The following is a 16,503-nucleotide window of genomic DNA, read 5'->3' on the forward strand; positions in this document are numbered from 1 at the left end:
CTTGATGCACTTATACAACCATGTTAAAAAAATATGATTACAAAACGTTAGGAAAAACCGAAATCCAGCAACTGGTCGCTAGGAATACGGATCCAAACAATGCAATACAAGAGGTTGTCCAGGAAATTATTCAACAAGTACGCCACCAAGGTGATATCGTATTACGCGAATATGCGGCCAAATTTGATAAAGTTGAACTTGACAGATTATATTTAGACGAGGAAGATATCGACGCACTGGCATCTACCATTGACCGCGATCAACAAAGAGCATTGGAAATCGCGTTTCAAAATATACATAAATTCCATAGTACACAATTAAAAAGGGAGCGCACTGTTGAAACGATGCCCGGCGTAAAATGCTGGCGCGAGGTTCGTCCCATTGAAAAAGTTGGCCTTTATATCCCAGGGGGATCAGCAGTTTTACCTAGCACACTTTTAATGCTCGGTATTCCTGCGAGAATAGCTGGATGTAAAGAGATTGTCGTTTGTTCTCCTCCACAATCCAATGGAAAAATAAATGGCTTTGTTGCTTTTTGTTTAAAATTACTTAAGATAAATAGAATATACCTCGTTGGAGGCGCTCAAGCTGTTGCTGCTATGGGGTTTGGAACAGAGACTATACCAAAAGTCGATAAGATATTTGGCCCAGGAAATCAGTTTGTCACAAAAGCAAAATCCATCATACAGGGCCTTGCAAATGTTAGCATTGACATGCCTGCGGGGCCATCCGAAGTACTGGTCATCGCTGACGAGTCGGCTAATCCAGCATTTGTCGCCGCAGATCTTTTGGCACAGGCCGAACACGGAGCCGACAGTCAAGCTGTGCTGGTTGCAACTTCCGCGACTATAGTTGATGCCGTCAACACAGCATTAGTAGCCCAATTAGCGGTTTTGCCTCGCAAGGAACTTGCTGCAAAAGCGATTGAAAATTCCTATGCAATAACTGTCGAGAATCTTCAGGAGGCCATACAGTTTTCAAATGACTATGCGCCAGAACACCTTATTTTGGAGACGGACCAATGGGAGTCCTTAACACGCTATATCAGTAACGCTGGTTCGGTTTTCTTAGGTCACTTAACCCCTGAAAGCGCAGGAGATTATGCCTCAGGTACAAATCACACGCTGCCTACATCAGGCTATGCACGCTCCTACTCCGGCGTATCAGTAGATTCTTTTGTGAAAAAAGTTACTTTTCAGCATATAAGCGAAACTGGACTTCAACAAATCGGGTCGGTAGTTGAAATACTCGCTGAACTCGAAGGCCTGCAAGCGCATAAAAATGCGATCTCTATTCGGAAGAAATAATAAAACATAAACTCTTGATATCACACAAAAGCTTACGATGTAAAGCCTTTTGTGTGATACTGATCTTTCGAATATTCATGACTAATGTTGACTGCATTACCTTCCGAAGGTGTCATAATTATCCGTTGCATATTTTTCAAATCTAGTCAGCAAAGCTATATTATCTTTTTCTAAGGGGCTTAAGTCTGCAGACACATCTTTTGAAATAGGCACATACCAATCTACAGGTTCAAAAAACTGGCGAATGCTAGGTTTGGTAAACGCATAGCCATGTCGGGCAAAAATCGTATTCCGAATAATCTCCAGATCTAATTTCTTGAGGTTTTTAAGGTCTTTCTCCGTCAACTTTTGTTTAGATGCATTTACAGTAAAGACCGCAGGGGATGCCGATCGATAGTATTGAATAATGTAAGTATAAGTTGAATCTCCATCCACATCAGTTTCCTCCTTTCTTTTTTCGTTAATCCAGTCGACCAAAGTTCCGTCTTCTCCATCCTGATTTTTTAGCATCAGATTTGGATTATAGGCGAACTGCTTTTTCAACAATTTAAAGCTTCGCTTTTTAATCTTTACCCCTTGGTCATATGCGGTCCAATTGCCTATTAAGGTATCGTGATTAAGCTTAATTTCAAATCGCCCGTCGGACTTTTTGTCGCCGGGTTCATCCAATAATAACCGAATATCGGCACCATTTTCCTCCAATTTCCCCACAAAAGAGCGCAGATTTCCTTTGACAACATTCTGTCCGAAGATATTACCCTTATCCGTAATTTTTTTTATGGTCAAATTTATCTTCGGAGAATAATCTGTTGTGGGCAGCCCTTCTCCTTCCTCAAGAGTACTTTCATCCACAACAAATTCGCCCACCCAATTGCCATAAAGTTCCTGATGTGCCTCAGCTTCGGCCACAACAGTATCTTTTGTTTCGGTGGCTTCATTCTTTTTGCTTTTCCCGTCCTTACAACCAAGGATTGCTCCAAGCATTAACATTAAACAAAGGTTCTTCCTCATAATTTATGATTTTTTTGATAAATAATAAATTCCGCCAACAACAAATTAGGGACCCACCCCAACCAGGCAATAATTTGATAGAGATCCATCGGATTAGGCTGAAACAGGTATACTAAAGCAAGCTTCCAAAAACGTAGGGTAAGTGCAGAACAGGTTAAGGCAAAACTACGGATCATAAAATCACGGTGTTTATCAAATTTTCGCTGACTCGCCAAACGAACTGCCCGCCAGGTGAAATAAAACCATCCAAGCCCCAATAATTCAAATGCAATAATAGAGGTTAACCCGCCATTTGCCACGGATCCAATAAGCAAACCTGAAGGAGCGGCAAAAACCAAAATGGCGAATACATACAAATACCCGATACTTCGATGGACTCGCGGATATTTATTCAATAGATAAGTATTAAACTGCGTAAAGCCGGCAGGCAAGGCAAAGATAGCTGTGCAGACATGGACATAAAATACGTAGCGATACCACCAAAGTTCTTCAATTTCCGTTTGTTTAATCATCAGGAAATTCGCATCGAGTGAGAACCCACGATAGCGAAGTGTGATTTCAGCCATCAGCATACAGCTATAGGCAAAAATTAAAAGCCAAAATCCTTGCAATATCGAAAATTGAGCTTTTTTAAACATATCGCTTTCTATTTACTCCGGATCGCTTCTACCGGATCCAATCGAGAAGCCATTAGGGCCGGAACAATACCTGATATGAGACCAATAAACGTCGAAAGCGAAACGGTAAGCATAACCATTTTTAAACTTACGACAATAGCAACGCCAGTTGCAGCTTGCACTAGAAACGCCAAAAAATAAACAACAACGAGGCCTATCCCTCCCCCCAACAAACATAGTACGATAGACTCAACTAAAAATTGTGAAAGAATAAAGAAATTTTTAGCCCCCAGCGCTTTCTGGATTCCGATGATATGTGTACGCTCTTTGACACTGACAAACATGATATTGGCAATACCGAAGCCACCAACCAAAATCGAAAAAATACCGATTGAAAAACCCGCAAGATTAATTATCCCAAAAAGCTGATCCAGCGCACCTGTAATCATTGTTGTCTGGTTAATGGAAAAGTTTTCCTCCCGTTGTGGCGATATACGACGAATCGAACGCATGAGTGTCTTCGCTTCGCTCTCCGCCTCGCCAAGCGTATAGTTCGATTTAATAACCATCGCTATGCTCGGTGAGAAATTATCATAGTTGACCAAATTTCTCGCAAGCTCAAATGGAATAAAGGCGGTATCATCGGGGGAGGTATTGATCAATACACCATTTCCTTCTTTCTTTAATACACCGATAACCTGAATTTTTCGGCCTAACATATTAATATATTTGCCAACAGGTTCCTCATTAGGAAAAAGCCCTTCCGCAATATTTGCTCCCAACACAGTTACAAGAGCTCCACCCCTCGACTCGCTTTCAGCAAAGTAACGACCATCCACAATATTCAAATTTTGAATGTACAGGTTCTCATAGGTCGCTGCATTGACCGATGAGCCTTGGGCCGAATTATTCTTATATTTTATAGTCGTATTACCAATATTGATCATATACGCCATATACTCGGCTGTCGTCATCCGACTCTTCAAATCCAGGTAATTATTGTATGTAGGTTCAGGTCTATTCAAGTATTTCCACCAAGGGAAATTTGGACCTCCATCCCAGGGCCATTTCTCAATATAAAGTGTTTTGCTACCGATCTTCTTTACTGATTCCTCTATATTATTCCGTAGGGTATCTACCGCAGAAAATACACCAATAATCGTAAAAATACCGATGGTCACACCCAACAGCGATAGTAAGGTGCGAGTACGATTGTCTTTTAATGCCGAAAAAGCAAACTGACAACTCTCCAATATCAATCTAAAAAATAGCATAATTGTATTCTAAAATACAATATAGTTTTGATTTAATGTCAAAATCGTTAAAAATATATACATAAATTAGAAATAAGCCCTTTCTATACCCGAAAAAGTTATAACTTTGTATGCTTTTTGCAACCTAGTATTTGGTGCACTGTAATGCACTGAAAGGCAGACATTAAAATATATATCATTAAAGATGAAGTTATCTCAATTTAAATTCAACTTACCAGAATCATTACTTGCTTCTGAACCTTCTGAAAATCGTGACGAATCACGCTTGATGGTCCTACATAGAGATACTGGTAAAATTGAACACAAAATTTTCAAAGATGTATTGGATTATTTCGATGACAAAGATGTCATGATCTTAAACAATACTAAAGTTTTTCCAGCCCGCCTTTACGGTAATAAAGAAAAAACTGGAGCTACGATTGAAGTTTTCTTGTTGCGTGAATTGAACAATGAGCTTCGTCTTTGGGATGTGTTGGTAGATCCTGCGCGTAAAATTCGTGTAGGCAACAAATTATATTTCGGTGATGATGACTTATTGGTTGCCGAAGTGGTTGACAATACAACTTCTCGTGGCCGTACAATTAGATTTTTATTTGATGGTACCGATGAAGAGTTCCGCCGTAATATTGAAATCTTAGGTGAAACTCCGCTTCCTAAATACATCAAACGTAAAGCCACGCCGGAAGATAAATTCCGTTACCAAACGATCTACGCAAAAAATGAAGGTGCTGTTGCTGCTCCTACAGCTGGACTTCACTTCTCAAGAGAGTTAATGAAACGTCTGGAACTAAAAGGTGTTGATTTTGCAGAGGTTACTCTTCACGTTGGTCTTGGAACTTTCCGTACCGTTGAAGTCGAAGATTTAACCAAACATAAAATGGATTCGGAACAGTTCATCATCACTGATGAAGCTGCACGCGTTGTCAATAGAGCAATCGACAACAAACGTCGCGTGTGTGCTGTAGGAACGACTTCTATGCGTGCAATAGAATCTTCTGTTTCTGCAGATCACCACTTAAAAGCGGCGTCTGACTGGACGAGTAAGTTCATCTATCCTCCTTACGATTTCAGTATTGCAAACTCAATGATTACAAACTTCCATACACCAGAATCCACACTTTTAGTAATGATTGCTGCGTTTGCAGGCTACGAAAATGTGATGAATGCCTATGAAGTTGCTGTAAAAGAAAAGTATAGATTCTACAGCTATGGCGACGCTATGTTAATCGTTTAACGATGTGGCTTAAAAGATAAAATAAAAAAACGTGGATAGCCTTAAACTATCCACGTTTTTTTAAATAATAACCTTTCAATAACAACATGAACTTTGTAATTATCGTTGCTGCCGGAACCGGAAACAGAATGAATAGCGATCTTCCAAAGCAGTTTCTTGACTTAAATGGACTGCCGATTGTTATGCATACAATTAATCGATTTTGCCAATCAGAAACCATTTCGGAAGTTATTTTGGTCATCAGCGAGCCAATGGAAAGTTTTTGGACCGAACTGTGTTTGAAGCATCAGTTTGATCGCCCTATACATATCGCTTTTGGCGGACAAACCCGCTTCGAAAGTGTAGGGAACGGAATAGATTACATTCAGCAAAATTTTGATATCGGTCCAAAAGACTATATTGCGGTGCACGACGGAGCTCGGCCTATCATCACTGAAGCTCTTATTAAAAAAGCCTTCCAGGGGGCGTATGATCATCAGGCAATTGTCTTAGCACAAAAGAGCATTGAATCAGTTCGGATGGGAGACACCACATCCAACTCTGCTGTTGATAGAAATCATACCTGGTTAGTACAAACTCCACAGGTTTTTCATGGAGAATTGCTTCTAAAGTCCTATCAGCAAGCCGAAGATCCCCTTTTTACAGATGATGCGTCGGTGGTAGAGAAAATGGGCAAGCGTATCGCTATCATTGAAGGTGACTCCAGAAATATAAAAATCACCTACCCTCAAGACTTACAAATTGCCCAGTTCTATCTGAATTTGATTTAATGGATTAAGCATTGCCACGAATAACGCGCAATAAAACCACAATAATAGCAATGACCAAAAGGATGTGGATAATGTTATTGCCAGCCGCATAACCTCCAAAAAAACTTATCGCCCAAATGATAACTAAGATAACGGCGATGATATACAGTAAATTTCCCATTTCTTTATAATTTAATACCTAAATCTATTTTTTATAGGTATAACAACGAAAAAAGAACTATAGTTTTATTTTAAATGGATTAGCTAATTTCAAGCTGTAATCTATCGTAGGCTAAAAACATGTTTTCGGGCAATTCTCTGGAAACAGCTTCATGCAGTCCCATTCGATGCCCTATATGTGTAAAATAGGTTTTATCGGCATGAATATCATAGGCAAATTCAATCGCCTCATCCAATGTTAAATGTGAAATATGAGATTCCTTTTGCAAAGCATTTACCACAAGAATCTTTACTCCTTCCAATAATTTCCGTGATTCTGCGCTGATAAATTTCGCATCAGTAATGTAGGCGAAATCTCCGATCCTAAAACCCAAGACTGGCATTTTATAATGGAGAACCTCAATAGGCATAATTTCTTTTCCAAATAAAGACAAGGGTACACCGGCCTTTATCTCTTCCAAATCCAACCTCGAGCTCCGGGATATTTAACTTCTGTAAACGCATAATAAAATTCTCGTCTGAGCGCTTCATGGAGAGCTGCTGTACCGTAAATAGAAATTGAGCTATGCTGCTGATAATTAAATGCCCTTACGTCATCTAAACCAGCAATATGGTCTTTATGTGAGTGTGTCATTAACACCGCATCCAAATGCATAACTTTCTCGCGCAACATCTGATACCTAAAGTCTGGGCCAGTATCCACAACCAATGTATGTTGATTGTATTCAATAAGAATAGAAGAACGTAACCTCTTATCACGTCTGTCTTCAGATTGACAGACCTGACATTGGCATGCTATTACAGGCACCCCTTGTGATGTTCCGGTTCCTAAAAATGTTATTCTCAAGCTACAATTTTTGATTTCAATATTTCTTCATAAATCGGAAGAAGTTTTTCAGAAATGGCTTCCGAATCAATTTCAATATCCAATAATATGTTCCACAATGACTGGATTTTTATTTCAAGATTCGAAAACTTATTGACTACTACAACTTTTGTCGTCTGCAACATACAAGCGCCTGTGCGGAATGAACCTTTCTCGTATCTAACTTTATACCCTTGCTCCTTAAAAAACTCTTCTAACTTAGTTAAACTGCTTTGTGTAAACGGCAACAAAATCTCTCCTTCCTTTTAAATTTCTACCTCAGTCTTCCAAACTTAGATAAATTTGATTTTATATACAAATAAAATCACTGCTACTCATCAACGCGCCAACTTAAGAAGTTCATTGCCAAAAGTATCCCAGCTGTATTTCCTTTTTTCATCGATAATATTCGTTCTAAATTGCTCTTCTTTGTTGTAATGGTAAAATGAAAAAATACCGTCGGCTATTTGACAGGCATCAGGTTCCACAACATAACCAACGTAGCCATCTTGAACCAATTCCGGCAATCCCCCAACATTACTCACAATCATGGGAAGATCAAAATGATAAGCAACTTGGGTGATTCCACTCTGCGTAGCGCTACGATAAGGCAATACAACGCAATCCGCAGCTGAAAAATAACGTCCCACCTCCTGATTTGGAATAAAATCGGTATGCATAAAAATAAACTCTTCGAGTTTATACTTTTTTATAAGCTCCAGATAGGGAGCAGGATCACCATAAAATTCTCCGGCAAGCAATAATTTAACACCGAGATCGCGAACCTTGGAATTAGCTAATGCTTCCAGCAAGATATCTAAGCCCTTGTATTGACGAATAAAACCAAAAAACAATACGACTTTATCCTCTTCGGCAATCTTAAGTAATCGACGTGCTTCCTTTTTACTTTGATGCGCACCATAGTTATCGTAGAGGGGATGCGGCGTATATACCGCTGGCATTTTGGGGCTTAACATTTTCAGATCTGCCAGCACACTTTTACTCATAGTGAGACAAGCATCAACAGATTTCAAAAAGTAGCGGATCAACATCTTATCCCCTATGCGCTGTTCATGAGGGATTATATTATCAGCGATACATACAATTTTAGTATGTTTATTTTTTCGAACCTGTCGCTGGATTGTTCCCAAACAAGGCCCAAAAAATGGCATCCAAAATCGCACGATAAGCAAATCGTAGTTCGCCTTCCTAAGCTCCCTACCAACCTTTATCCAATTAAGTGGATTAATAGAATTCACTATTGTTTTAATATGAAGACCGGTTGGTGCAGGCTCATCTGAATATTGGGACTTCCCAGGGAAAAGAAAATTGGGATACTGTAGACTAAAGGAATAGATATCCACTTCATGACCTAACTCCTGAAAATGGAATGCCAATCGTTCATTAAAAGACGCTATCCCCCCTCCCCTCAATGGATAGGCGGATCCTAAAATCACAATTCGCATAATTATTTAGATGACTTTCTCAATTTGATAATCATTCCGATCGGAGCTGCTTCTAGAGACTAATTCTGCCAAGAAACCTGTCAGAAATAATTGTGTTCCCAAAATAATCGCTGTCAGCGCAAAGAAAAATAATGGTTGATCTGTTATATCTCTAAATGGTGTACCGCTAGCTATACTCATGAGTTTGTGGCAAATCAGATAAATGGAGATAAATAAACCTGCAAGAAAACTAATCACCCCCATAACACCAAAAAAGTGCATCGGTCTTTTCGCAAATTTGCCGACAAAAAATATGGATAATAAATCCAAGAAGCCTTTCACAAAACGGCCCGGCCCAAATTTAGTTGTACCGTATTTACGTGGGTAATGCTGTACAACCTGTTCCTGTATATTGGTAAATCCAGCCCATTTCGCAATAACGGGTATATAACGATGCATCTCGCCATAAACCTCAATGTTTTTAACAACATCTTTTTTATAAGCTTTAAGACCACAGTTAAAATCATGCAGGTTATGAATTCCAGACATAGATCTTGTTACCCCATTAAACAATTTGGTTGGGATTGTTTTGGTCAATGGATCATAGCGCTTTTGCTTCCAACCCGATACTAAATCCGCTCCCTTGTTCACGATCCGATCATACAGTTCAGGAATCTCATCTGGACTATCCTGTAGATCAGCATCCATTGTAATAACAACATCGCCCTGTGCAGCAGCAAAGCCTACATTTAAAGCCGCAGATTTTCCATAGTTGCGTCGGAACTTTATCGCAGAAATATTCGTGTTCTTTAACTTCAACTCTTCAATAACTTTCCAAGAATTATCTTTACTCCCATCATCAACTAAAATAATTTCATAGGAAAAATGATTGGCCGCCATAACACGGTCGATCCAAGCTGTCAATTCGGGTAAGGATTCTTCTTCATTAAATAAAGGAACAACAACAGAAATATCCATGTGAATGTTAATCATGCTAAAAATGTAGTATTATAATACCAACAAAGGTATTACTTTTTCAGTAATACCTTATAGGGTCAATTTTATTTTATTAAACACTAATTGGTCTCTTGCTTAATCACCAATTTTTCTCGTTTTGTCAAGGCTGATAATAGTAATGCAAAAACAAATTGAAACATCAATGTGATTGCCAATCCTTTGAACACCTGCCCTAAGGTTATCTTTCCTATAGCATCAACTTGCTTTTCAAGTTCTGCGATTTTTGAATCTATAACTTCATCTGGCACGTTGTTTTTCTCCATATACTCAATGGTAACATTAATTGTATGCGTCACCACCTTTTCTTGTAAAGTTGGATTAATGAAATTAACATAGAGTTGCGTACCAATAGTGGAAATAATCGTAGAAATAGCAAGCATCATAAAGATCGATTTCAATGCTATAGAAAAGTTCCAGTATCCACCATTTGCTTTCCTAAGAGAGAAGGCGAACAGCGCAGAGATAACAACAAAAATCCCCGTATTAACAATAAATGACATCGACATTACCCCCCAAAAGGAATTTAAGTCTTTGACAACAAACAAAACAACTAATCCTAGAATAAAAGAAATTATTCCTAAAATAACACCATAGATAATACTTTTCTTTTTGTCGATTACCGCATCAAATCCTACATTACTTTGGTTGAATGATTCTGCCATAAAATTATTTGTTATAGTAAGTACTAATTATTTGGTAAAGGGCGATATCAAAAGCCTTATTGGAAGAAGCGTCAGCATACTCTTCAAATTGTTTTTCAGATGGTTTCAACTCGCTAAAGAAACTCATAATAGGATAGAAAAGTTCATAAACTTCGCTTCTCGGATTTATTCCCTTTCCTACTTTTGCAATTTCGGCATACGGGCTATCTACTACAATCTGATTAGCAATGATATCTTCATAAATTTCATGCTCGTCTTGGAATTCATCTTCGTCAACCAGTAAAAATTCTTTTAGGAAATCATCCAATTCAGGTTCAATCTCATCATCCTTACATTCCCCTAAATAAAGAAAAATATTCAACAATTCTGTTCCACGATCTATTGTTTCATCTTCGATCGCTTCCCATTCTTCAGAATCCAAATAATCATCTTCCAATTTTAATACGTCATTGGAGAAAAAGTTCATCAATAAAAGATCGACATATACTTCACGAAGTTCGTCAAACAACGGATAGTCATCAAAAGACTGATCCAACAGTTCTAATTTCTCTAGATAACTGGCCTCCGTATTGAATACGCCAATGATCTTTTCAAGAAACTCCGGGGCTGTCGAGATTCCATCAACCTTGCCATAATTTAATATACCTGCCTCAACGGCTGCTTTAACATTTGCTTCCATGGTTTTTAATCGTTTTTAATGATTTGACTATTATTGATGACCAATTCGACAGCGCCTTTTAAGATCTGTCCGAACAATGGAGAATTTTTTGATTTGGATTTATTGGTTTTCTCATCGAAGCTCCAAGTCTTCGCTGAGTCAAATACGACAAGATTGGCTACTGCCCCTTCTTCAATAAGAGGAACGTCAAGTCCTAGAATCTGTCGGGGTCTAACTGAAAGACTATTGACAATTTGTTCTTCGTTTAATCCAGCACGAGCCATGAGTGGCAATACGGTCTGTAGTCCAATAATTCCATTTTTTGCAATATGAAATTCTACATTCTTAAATTCTATTTCATGCGGTGTATGTTGCGAAACAACAGCGTCAATAGTACCGTCCTTAATTCCTTTGAGTAATACCTTAAGATCTGCCTTTGTGCGTAACGGCGGACTCACCTTATAATTACTATCAAAACCGACAATATCTTCGTCAGTAAAGACCAATTGATGTGCAGCAACATCACATGTCACTGGAAGACCTTTTGCTTTAGCTTTTTTTATCAGGTCAACGGCTTCTGCTGTGCTAATGGATGCAAAATGAATTGGAGCTCCGGTATATTCCGCCAAATACAGATCACGAGAAACCATTAACGATTCGGCAAGATTGGGAATACCCTTCATCCCCAAATAAGTACTCATCGCACCTTCATTCATTTTGTTTCCACCTGCCATAGATTCATCTTCAGCATGTGAAAAAATCAACCCATCGAATCCCTTCGCATATAACAACGCTCTGCTCATTAATCCTGCCTGCTGTACACTCCTATTTCCATCACTGAAAGCGACAGCACCCGTTTGCTTCATATCAAATAGCTCGGCTAGTTCCTTTCCTTCTCGCTTTTTACTGATAGCTCCAATTGGATGTACATCAACAAGATTCCCTTTCGCTGTATTGACAATAAGTGCAACTTCAGAACGGCTTTGAATCGCCGGTTCGGTATTTGGCATTACAGCAACTCCAGTAAATCCTCCCGCTGCTGCTGCTGCGGTTCCACTTACAATGTCTTCCTTGGTTTCTAATCCAGGTTCTCCAAAATTGGCATGTAAGTCAAAAAAACCTGGCGCTAAAATTTTTCCTGCGCCATCGATGGTCTCTATGTTTTTATCAGCTACTTTGACAGATTTCCCAATCTGCGCAATCTTTCCCTTTTCGATAAATACATCAACTTGCTGCTGATGAAATTCATTACCAGGTAAAATTACTTTAACAGAAGTAATCAATAAGCTTTTCATATATGAATGTGATTGAAATTAAAAGGATACAACTTATTTATCGAAGCATATAGCGTGCGCAGTGTTAACAGACAAACGGTGGCTTTATCACTATAAATTATATAGCTGCAAATAACTTTTTCGCGTGATGCCTGTGATTGCTTCATTTCGAGAAACAAAGTTACAAAATACAAATTTATTAAAGAACATTAAAAATAGATTTCAACGAGGAATAACTAGGCATTTTCTCCCCACTGATAATGTTTAAATTCAAACCCTGCAAGACTCAAAATCCGATCAACCACAGTTTCTGCAACATCCTCCAAAGTCTTTGGCAAACTATAGAATGAAGGTGATGCAGGGCAAATGATACCTCCGGCCTCTGTCACCAATTTCATGTTTTGAATATGTATAATACTTAGCGGTGTCTCACGGGTAACCAAAATCAATCTTCGTCGTTCTTTTAGCATTACATCTGCCGCGCGAGTTGTCAGATCAGAAGAAATTCCGTGGGCGATCCTTGATAATGTCCCCATTGAACACGGACAGACAATCATCGTATCATAGCGAGCCGACCCTGACGCAAAAGGAGCAAAGAAATCACCCTTATCATAAAATTTGAACGGTACATCCTGATAACTCTCATCGCCTAACTCCGCACGCCATACGTCCTTCGCATTATTCGACATTACAATCCCAACTTCTGCGATTTGTGTTTTTAATACCAATAGTTTTTTAAGTAAAACTTTAGCATAGATTGAGCCGCTAGCTCCAGTAATGGCAATAACAATTTTTCTCTTAGACATCTCTTTTAAAATAATAAAAACAAAGCTATAAAAAAAGGGTCGTAGTGAGAAACACCCGACCCTACATCTACCTATGAAAAACATGCCCTTGGGAGGGGCTTAACAAAAGTACATCTACTTTTTAATTTACAAAAACATTATGCGCATTACTACACATTTGTGTATATAAAATACCCCAAAAATAACTTTTTCCCGGATTTTAAGATCCAATTCACCCCGTAAAAACACCCTTCTTCTAAATTTCAGTTCAATCCCAAGCAAAATTAAATACAAATATTTTCGCAAATCAAACATTTATTCTCATCAATAAAGTCTATTTTAGTGACAACGTTAGACAATTTGTTAAGACATGAACCTTTCCGTTTTAGAACAATATATTGAAGAAGGCAGAAGCCATGATATCGACTTATTATTGATTGGAAATCCCGAACTTTTACAAGAAACAACGAGTCATGGAATTTCTCCCCTCCTATTGGCTTGCTATTACAACAAACCCCAGATCATTCGGACACTTTTACAACACACCAAATCCATGACTATCCATGAGGCCTGTGCGGCCGGGTTAACCTCATACCTGGAGGCTATTATTTTGCAAGCTCCATCTGTTGTCAACGAATGGTCATCACAGGGTTTTACGCCATTGACCTTAGCAACATATTTCAACAAAGCAGACATTGTCCGTCTTTTGCTATCCAAAAAAGTCAATCCCAATGTCGTAACCAAAAATGAACAACTCACCACTGCGCTACATATTGCTGCGGCAAACAACAATGAAGAGATCGGCAAGTTGCTTATCGATGCTAATGCAAATGTCAATGCCATTCAAGCTACTGGTGAAACTCCACTTCATTTCGCGGCTCAATTTGGTAATATCGACTTTATTGTTGCCTTACTCGAAAATGGAGCCGACACCAGAGTCATCAATATTTCAGGATTAGCTCCAATGGATATGGCATATGAAAAAGGCCATAAGGAGATTGCAGAGATTTTAAAGAATTAATTTCTTTTTAAAATTTCTGATCCTATACTGCAATGAAGGCAGCGCTTCCTATCACAGTAAAATCTCTTTAATTGCAAAATCCCTTGACTTTGCAATGCGCTTTGAACAGGCCAATCATATTGAGTAAATTGTCTCACAACAACATTTTTTTCTGCAGGAAGCTGCTCCAAAAGATCTAGCGCTTTATCAATATATGACTGAATACTAAAATATTTACCGTATGAAAAAAGAAATACGATAATCACGTTAATAACAAGCGTGTCAATAGTTTCTTTACCCAGCCGAACCGATGTTTTTACCTTCGTTTTTGTACCGAAAGAAAAATATCCCCCAAAATAATCACCCGGCGACTCTATCTTAAATAATTTTCGAGCAGCCTCCAAATCATCCACAGCCAAAATCTTAGCAACGCCCAACTCGTTCTTACTAAACAAAAGAGCTAATTGCGTGATTCGCCGTTCAGGAAAATTATAAGGTCTCATTCTCATCCTTTTCCAAACCCCATAAATAGCCTCTATACCATGAATACGTTTTTGATACTCAAATTCACCAGCTAGCCGCTTCATATACTCGCTTTCTTGTCCTTGAATAAACAGCCTGCTGATCCCACAGAAAAGAGCCTCTATTTTAAATAGGTTGGAACGATATTTTTGTAAAATGTTCCAAGGTAATTTTTCCCCAAGCTCCTGAAATGTATCTGCATTAACTTTTAATCCCATACATCTGCAGATCCATACCCATAAAGTTTTTTCCCAATCCGTATTACATTGTTTTAAGATCACCGACATTTGTTGAAACTTCATTTCTAGGCGTTCAATAGCTAAACTACTCAGCCATATGGATTTTTTAAAAAGATCGACAGAACTAAGCTGAAATTCACAAGGTATCGAACTTTTAGTATTCATCATCACTGAATACCGCTCCAAGAGATGCTGTTCCACATATTCCGAAAGCACCAATGTCGGTATAGATGTCCCATCATTTCGGTAGATAACTTTATCATTTTTCCACACCACATGTAAGATAACGTTATTATAAACGACATCTTCTTGATGACAATGTCGATCCCAATCCGAAGATTGGATATGCATCTCGACATGACCAAACCAATCATTATCTTTACACCTAATATGTGACATGAGAAAATCGGGGCCGGAATCTGTATTATATTGCCCCACATGAACAACGACCAAGGGTTCTCCATCAGTAGAATTCAACCCATTTGCACGGAATAGCCGAAGTTTCCAGATAAACTGCATTAAGTTTTCTGTAACTAACATAATTGTAATTTTAGAATTAAATCAACCGGCTATGGCTTATAATTCCTTAAATATACAATTTAATAATTACTGTTTCTTATAGATCTTTAAAAGATCATTGGAAACCAATTTGCTTTCTAGCAATTGTCCTTTAAATTGAGGAGCCTCAATCCCATTCAATAATCTTGTTTCAGACTCAAATACCCTTGCCTCATCCCAGAGATCCGCATCTATAAACATTTGCAGAGTAGCACGCCCTCCTTCTATGATTATTGACTGAACATCCATTAAATAAAGTTGATAAAGAATATTCTGCGGTAAATACAACCCATAATTTTCGAGCTCAATATACTTCACATTTGCTGTCCATTCTGTCTTTTTAGCATTGAACACAATTGTATCAGCTTGATCATTGAGAATATTAGCATCTAGCGGGATAGCAAGATCTCTATCTAAAAGAATACGCAATGGGTTTTTACCCTGCCATTCTCTTACGGTCAGACTGGGATTATCTACGACTGCAGTATTTGTACCAACCAAAATAGCATCTTCCTCCGCTCTCCAACGGTGAACCAACTGTTGGCTTGCGGCATTACTTATCCAAACCTGCTTACCCTCTTGTCCTATAAAACCATCCTTGGTTTGTGCCCATTTTAAAATAACATAGGGACGAAATTGACCGATACGTGTAAAAAACCGACGGTTGAGCCATATGGCCTCTTTTTCCAGTAAACCAATTTCGACCTCAATACCTGCTTCCCGTAGTATTTCTACTCCTTTGCCATTGACCTTTGCGAAAGGATCCAAACAGGCTATAAAAACTTTCAACGGTTTCAGCTCCGCAATCATATTTGCACAGGGGGGTGTCTTTCCATAATGCGCGCAAGGTTCAAGGCTGACATAAAAAGTACTTTCTGCGATAAGCCGCTTTGCCTTTTCCCCATACTTTTGCATAACCTGTTGTACAGCATTGACCTCAGCATGTGGTCCACCATACGGAGAAGTATACCCTTCACCGATAATTTTACCGTCCAAAACAATGACAGCCCCAACCATTGGATTGGGACTCACTGAACCCGCACCCATTTGGGCCAGTTCCAAACAACGATGCATATATTGCCTGTGCATATCCATAGATACAAATC

General features: G+C 38.7%; 18 protein-coding genes. 4 read left to right on the forward strand and 14 right to left on the reverse strand.

The window, feature by feature from the left end; genetic code table 11:
• The first annotated feature begins 20 nt into the window (after window positions 1-20).
• Window positions 21-1,307, forward strand: coding sequence for a histidinol dehydrogenase (gene hisD / locus BV902_RS19330; RefSeq protein WP_075993345.1), 1,287 nt, complete (start codon window positions 21-23; stop codon window positions 1,305-1,307).
• A gap of 96 nt (window positions 1,308-1,403) precedes the next feature.
• Here the strand turns inward: hisD and BV902_RS19335 are convergent, their stop codons facing one another.
• The 3 genes from BV902_RS19335 to BV902_RS19345 are packed head-to-tail and all read right to left on the reverse strand — an operon-like array spanning window position 1,404 to window position 4,209.
• The gene (locus tag BV902_RS19335; RefSeq protein WP_075993346.1) at window positions 1,404-2,318 is read right to left on the reverse strand and encodes a YARHG domain-containing protein; all 915 of its coding nucleotides are present in this window, start codon (window positions 2,316-2,318) and stop codon (window positions 1,404-1,406) included.
• On the reverse strand, window positions 2,315-2,956 hold the full coding sequence (locus tag BV902_RS19340) for a DUF2306 domain-containing protein (protein ID WP_075993347.1): 642 nt from the start codon (window positions 2,954-2,956) through the stop codon (window positions 2,315-2,317). The genes BV902_RS19335 and BV902_RS19340 overlap by 4 nt, the downstream gene beginning before the upstream one ends.
• Before the next feature lie 8 nt (window positions 2,957-2,964).
• Window positions 2,965-4,209: an ABC transporter permease gene (locus BV902_RS19345; protein ID WP_172840710.1), complete on the reverse strand. Its 1,245-nt coding sequence runs from the start codon at window positions 4,207-4,209 to the stop codon at window positions 2,965-2,967.
• 184 nt (window positions 4,210-4,393) lie between these two features.
• On the opposite strand from BV902_RS19345, the gene queA reads away from it, so the two are divergent.
• A complete protein-coding gene (gene queA / locus BV902_RS19350; protein WP_075993349.1) occupies window positions 4,394-5,443 on the forward strand; it encodes a tRNA preQ1(34) S-adenosylmethionine ribosyltransferase-isomerase QueA in 1,050 nt (349 codons plus the stop codon).
• A gap of 86 nt (window positions 5,444-5,529) precedes the next feature.
• On the forward strand, window positions 5,530-6,213 hold the full coding sequence (locus BV902_RS19355) for a 2-C-methyl-D-erythritol 4-phosphate cytidylyltransferase (RefSeq protein WP_075993350.1): 684 nt from the start codon (window positions 5,530-5,532) through the stop codon (window positions 6,211-6,213).
• 4 nt (window positions 6,214-6,217) lie between these two features.
• On the opposite strand, the gene BV902_RS27425 is transcribed toward BV902_RS19355, so the two are convergent.
• From BV902_RS27425 to BV902_RS19395, 9 genes are all read right to left on the reverse strand, one after another.
• Window positions 6,218-6,373 (reverse strand): lmo0937 family membrane protein, encoded by a 156-nt coding sequence (locus BV902_RS27425; RefSeq protein ID WP_104382583.1) that lies wholly within the window; start codon window positions 6,371-6,373, stop codon window positions 6,218-6,220.
• Window positions 6,374-6,452: 79 nt separating this feature from the next.
• Window positions 6,453-6,833 carry an MBL fold metallo-hydrolase gene (locus BV902_RS28600; RefSeq protein ID WP_335682244.1) on the reverse strand — a complete coding sequence of 127 codons (381 nt, stop codon included), beginning with the start codon at window positions 6,831-6,833 and terminating at the stop codon, window positions 6,453-6,455.
• The gene (locus BV902_RS28605) at window positions 6,821-7,180 is read right to left on the reverse strand and encodes an MBL fold metallo-hydrolase (RefSeq protein ID WP_335682245.1); all 360 of its coding nucleotides are present in this window, start codon (window positions 7,178-7,180) and stop codon (window positions 6,821-6,823) included. Before BV902_RS28605 ends, BV902_RS28600 begins: the two co-directional genes overlap by 13 nt.
• Before the next feature lie 395 nt (window positions 7,181-7,575).
• On the reverse strand, window positions 7,576-8,703 hold the full coding sequence (locus BV902_RS19370) for a glycosyltransferase (protein WP_075993352.1): 1,128 nt from the start codon (window positions 8,701-8,703) through the stop codon (window positions 7,576-7,578).
• A 6-nt stretch (window positions 8,704-8,709) separates the two neighbouring features.
• Complete coding sequence (locus BV902_RS19375) at window positions 8,710-9,660, reverse strand: glycosyltransferase family 2 protein (protein WP_075993353.1); 951 nt, start codon at window positions 9,658-9,660, stop codon at window positions 8,710-8,712.
• A 98-nt stretch (window positions 9,661-9,758) separates the two neighbouring features.
• On the reverse strand, window positions 9,759-10,361 hold the full coding sequence (locus tag BV902_RS19380; protein WP_075993354.1) for a DUF4199 domain-containing protein: 603 nt from the start codon (window positions 10,359-10,361) through the stop codon (window positions 9,759-9,761).
• 4 nt (window positions 10,362-10,365) lie between these two features.
• Entirely contained in the window at window positions 10,366-11,040 is a 675-nt protein-coding gene (locus BV902_RS19385) for a hypothetical protein (RefSeq protein ID WP_075993355.1), read from the reverse strand.
• Between the two features lie 5 nt (window positions 11,041-11,045).
• Entirely contained in the window at window positions 11,046-12,314 is a 1,269-nt protein-coding gene (locus BV902_RS19390) for a dihydroorotase (protein WP_075993356.1), read from the reverse strand.
• A 215-nt stretch (window positions 12,315-12,529) separates the two neighbouring features.
• Complete coding sequence (locus BV902_RS19395) at window positions 12,530-13,099, reverse strand: UbiX family flavin prenyltransferase (protein WP_075993357.1); 570 nt, start codon at window positions 13,097-13,099, stop codon at window positions 12,530-12,532.
• 349 nt (window positions 13,100-13,448) lie between these two features.
• Between BV902_RS19395 and BV902_RS19400 the strand changes: the two genes are divergently transcribed.
• Window positions 13,449-14,099, forward strand: coding sequence for an ankyrin repeat domain-containing protein (locus tag BV902_RS19400; protein ID WP_075993358.1), 651 nt, complete (start codon window positions 13,449-13,451; stop codon window positions 14,097-14,099).
• Here BV902_RS19400 and BV902_RS19405 read toward each other — a convergent pair.
• Window positions 14,096-15,379 carry a DUF2851 family protein gene (locus tag BV902_RS19405; protein WP_075993359.1) on the reverse strand — a complete coding sequence of 428 codons (1,284 nt, stop codon included), beginning with the start codon at window positions 15,377-15,379 and terminating at the stop codon, window positions 14,096-14,098. The two genes, BV902_RS19400 and BV902_RS19405, sit on opposite strands and share 4 nt — an antisense overlap.
• Window positions 15,380-15,445: 66 nt before the next feature.
• Complete coding sequence (ribD, locus tag BV902_RS19410) at window positions 15,446-16,492, reverse strand: bifunctional diaminohydroxyphosphoribosylaminopyrimidine deaminase/5-amino-6-(5-phosphoribosylamino)uracil reductase RibD (RefSeq protein ID WP_075993360.1); 1,047 nt, start codon at window positions 16,490-16,492, stop codon at window positions 15,446-15,448.
• Between the last annotated feature and the right edge of the window lie 11 nt (window positions 16,493-16,503).

Source organism: Sphingobacterium sp. B29 (genome assembly GCF_001952815.1).
GTDB lineage: Bacteria > Bacteroidota > Bacteroidia > Sphingobacteriales > Sphingobacteriaceae > Sphingobacterium > Sphingobacterium siyangense.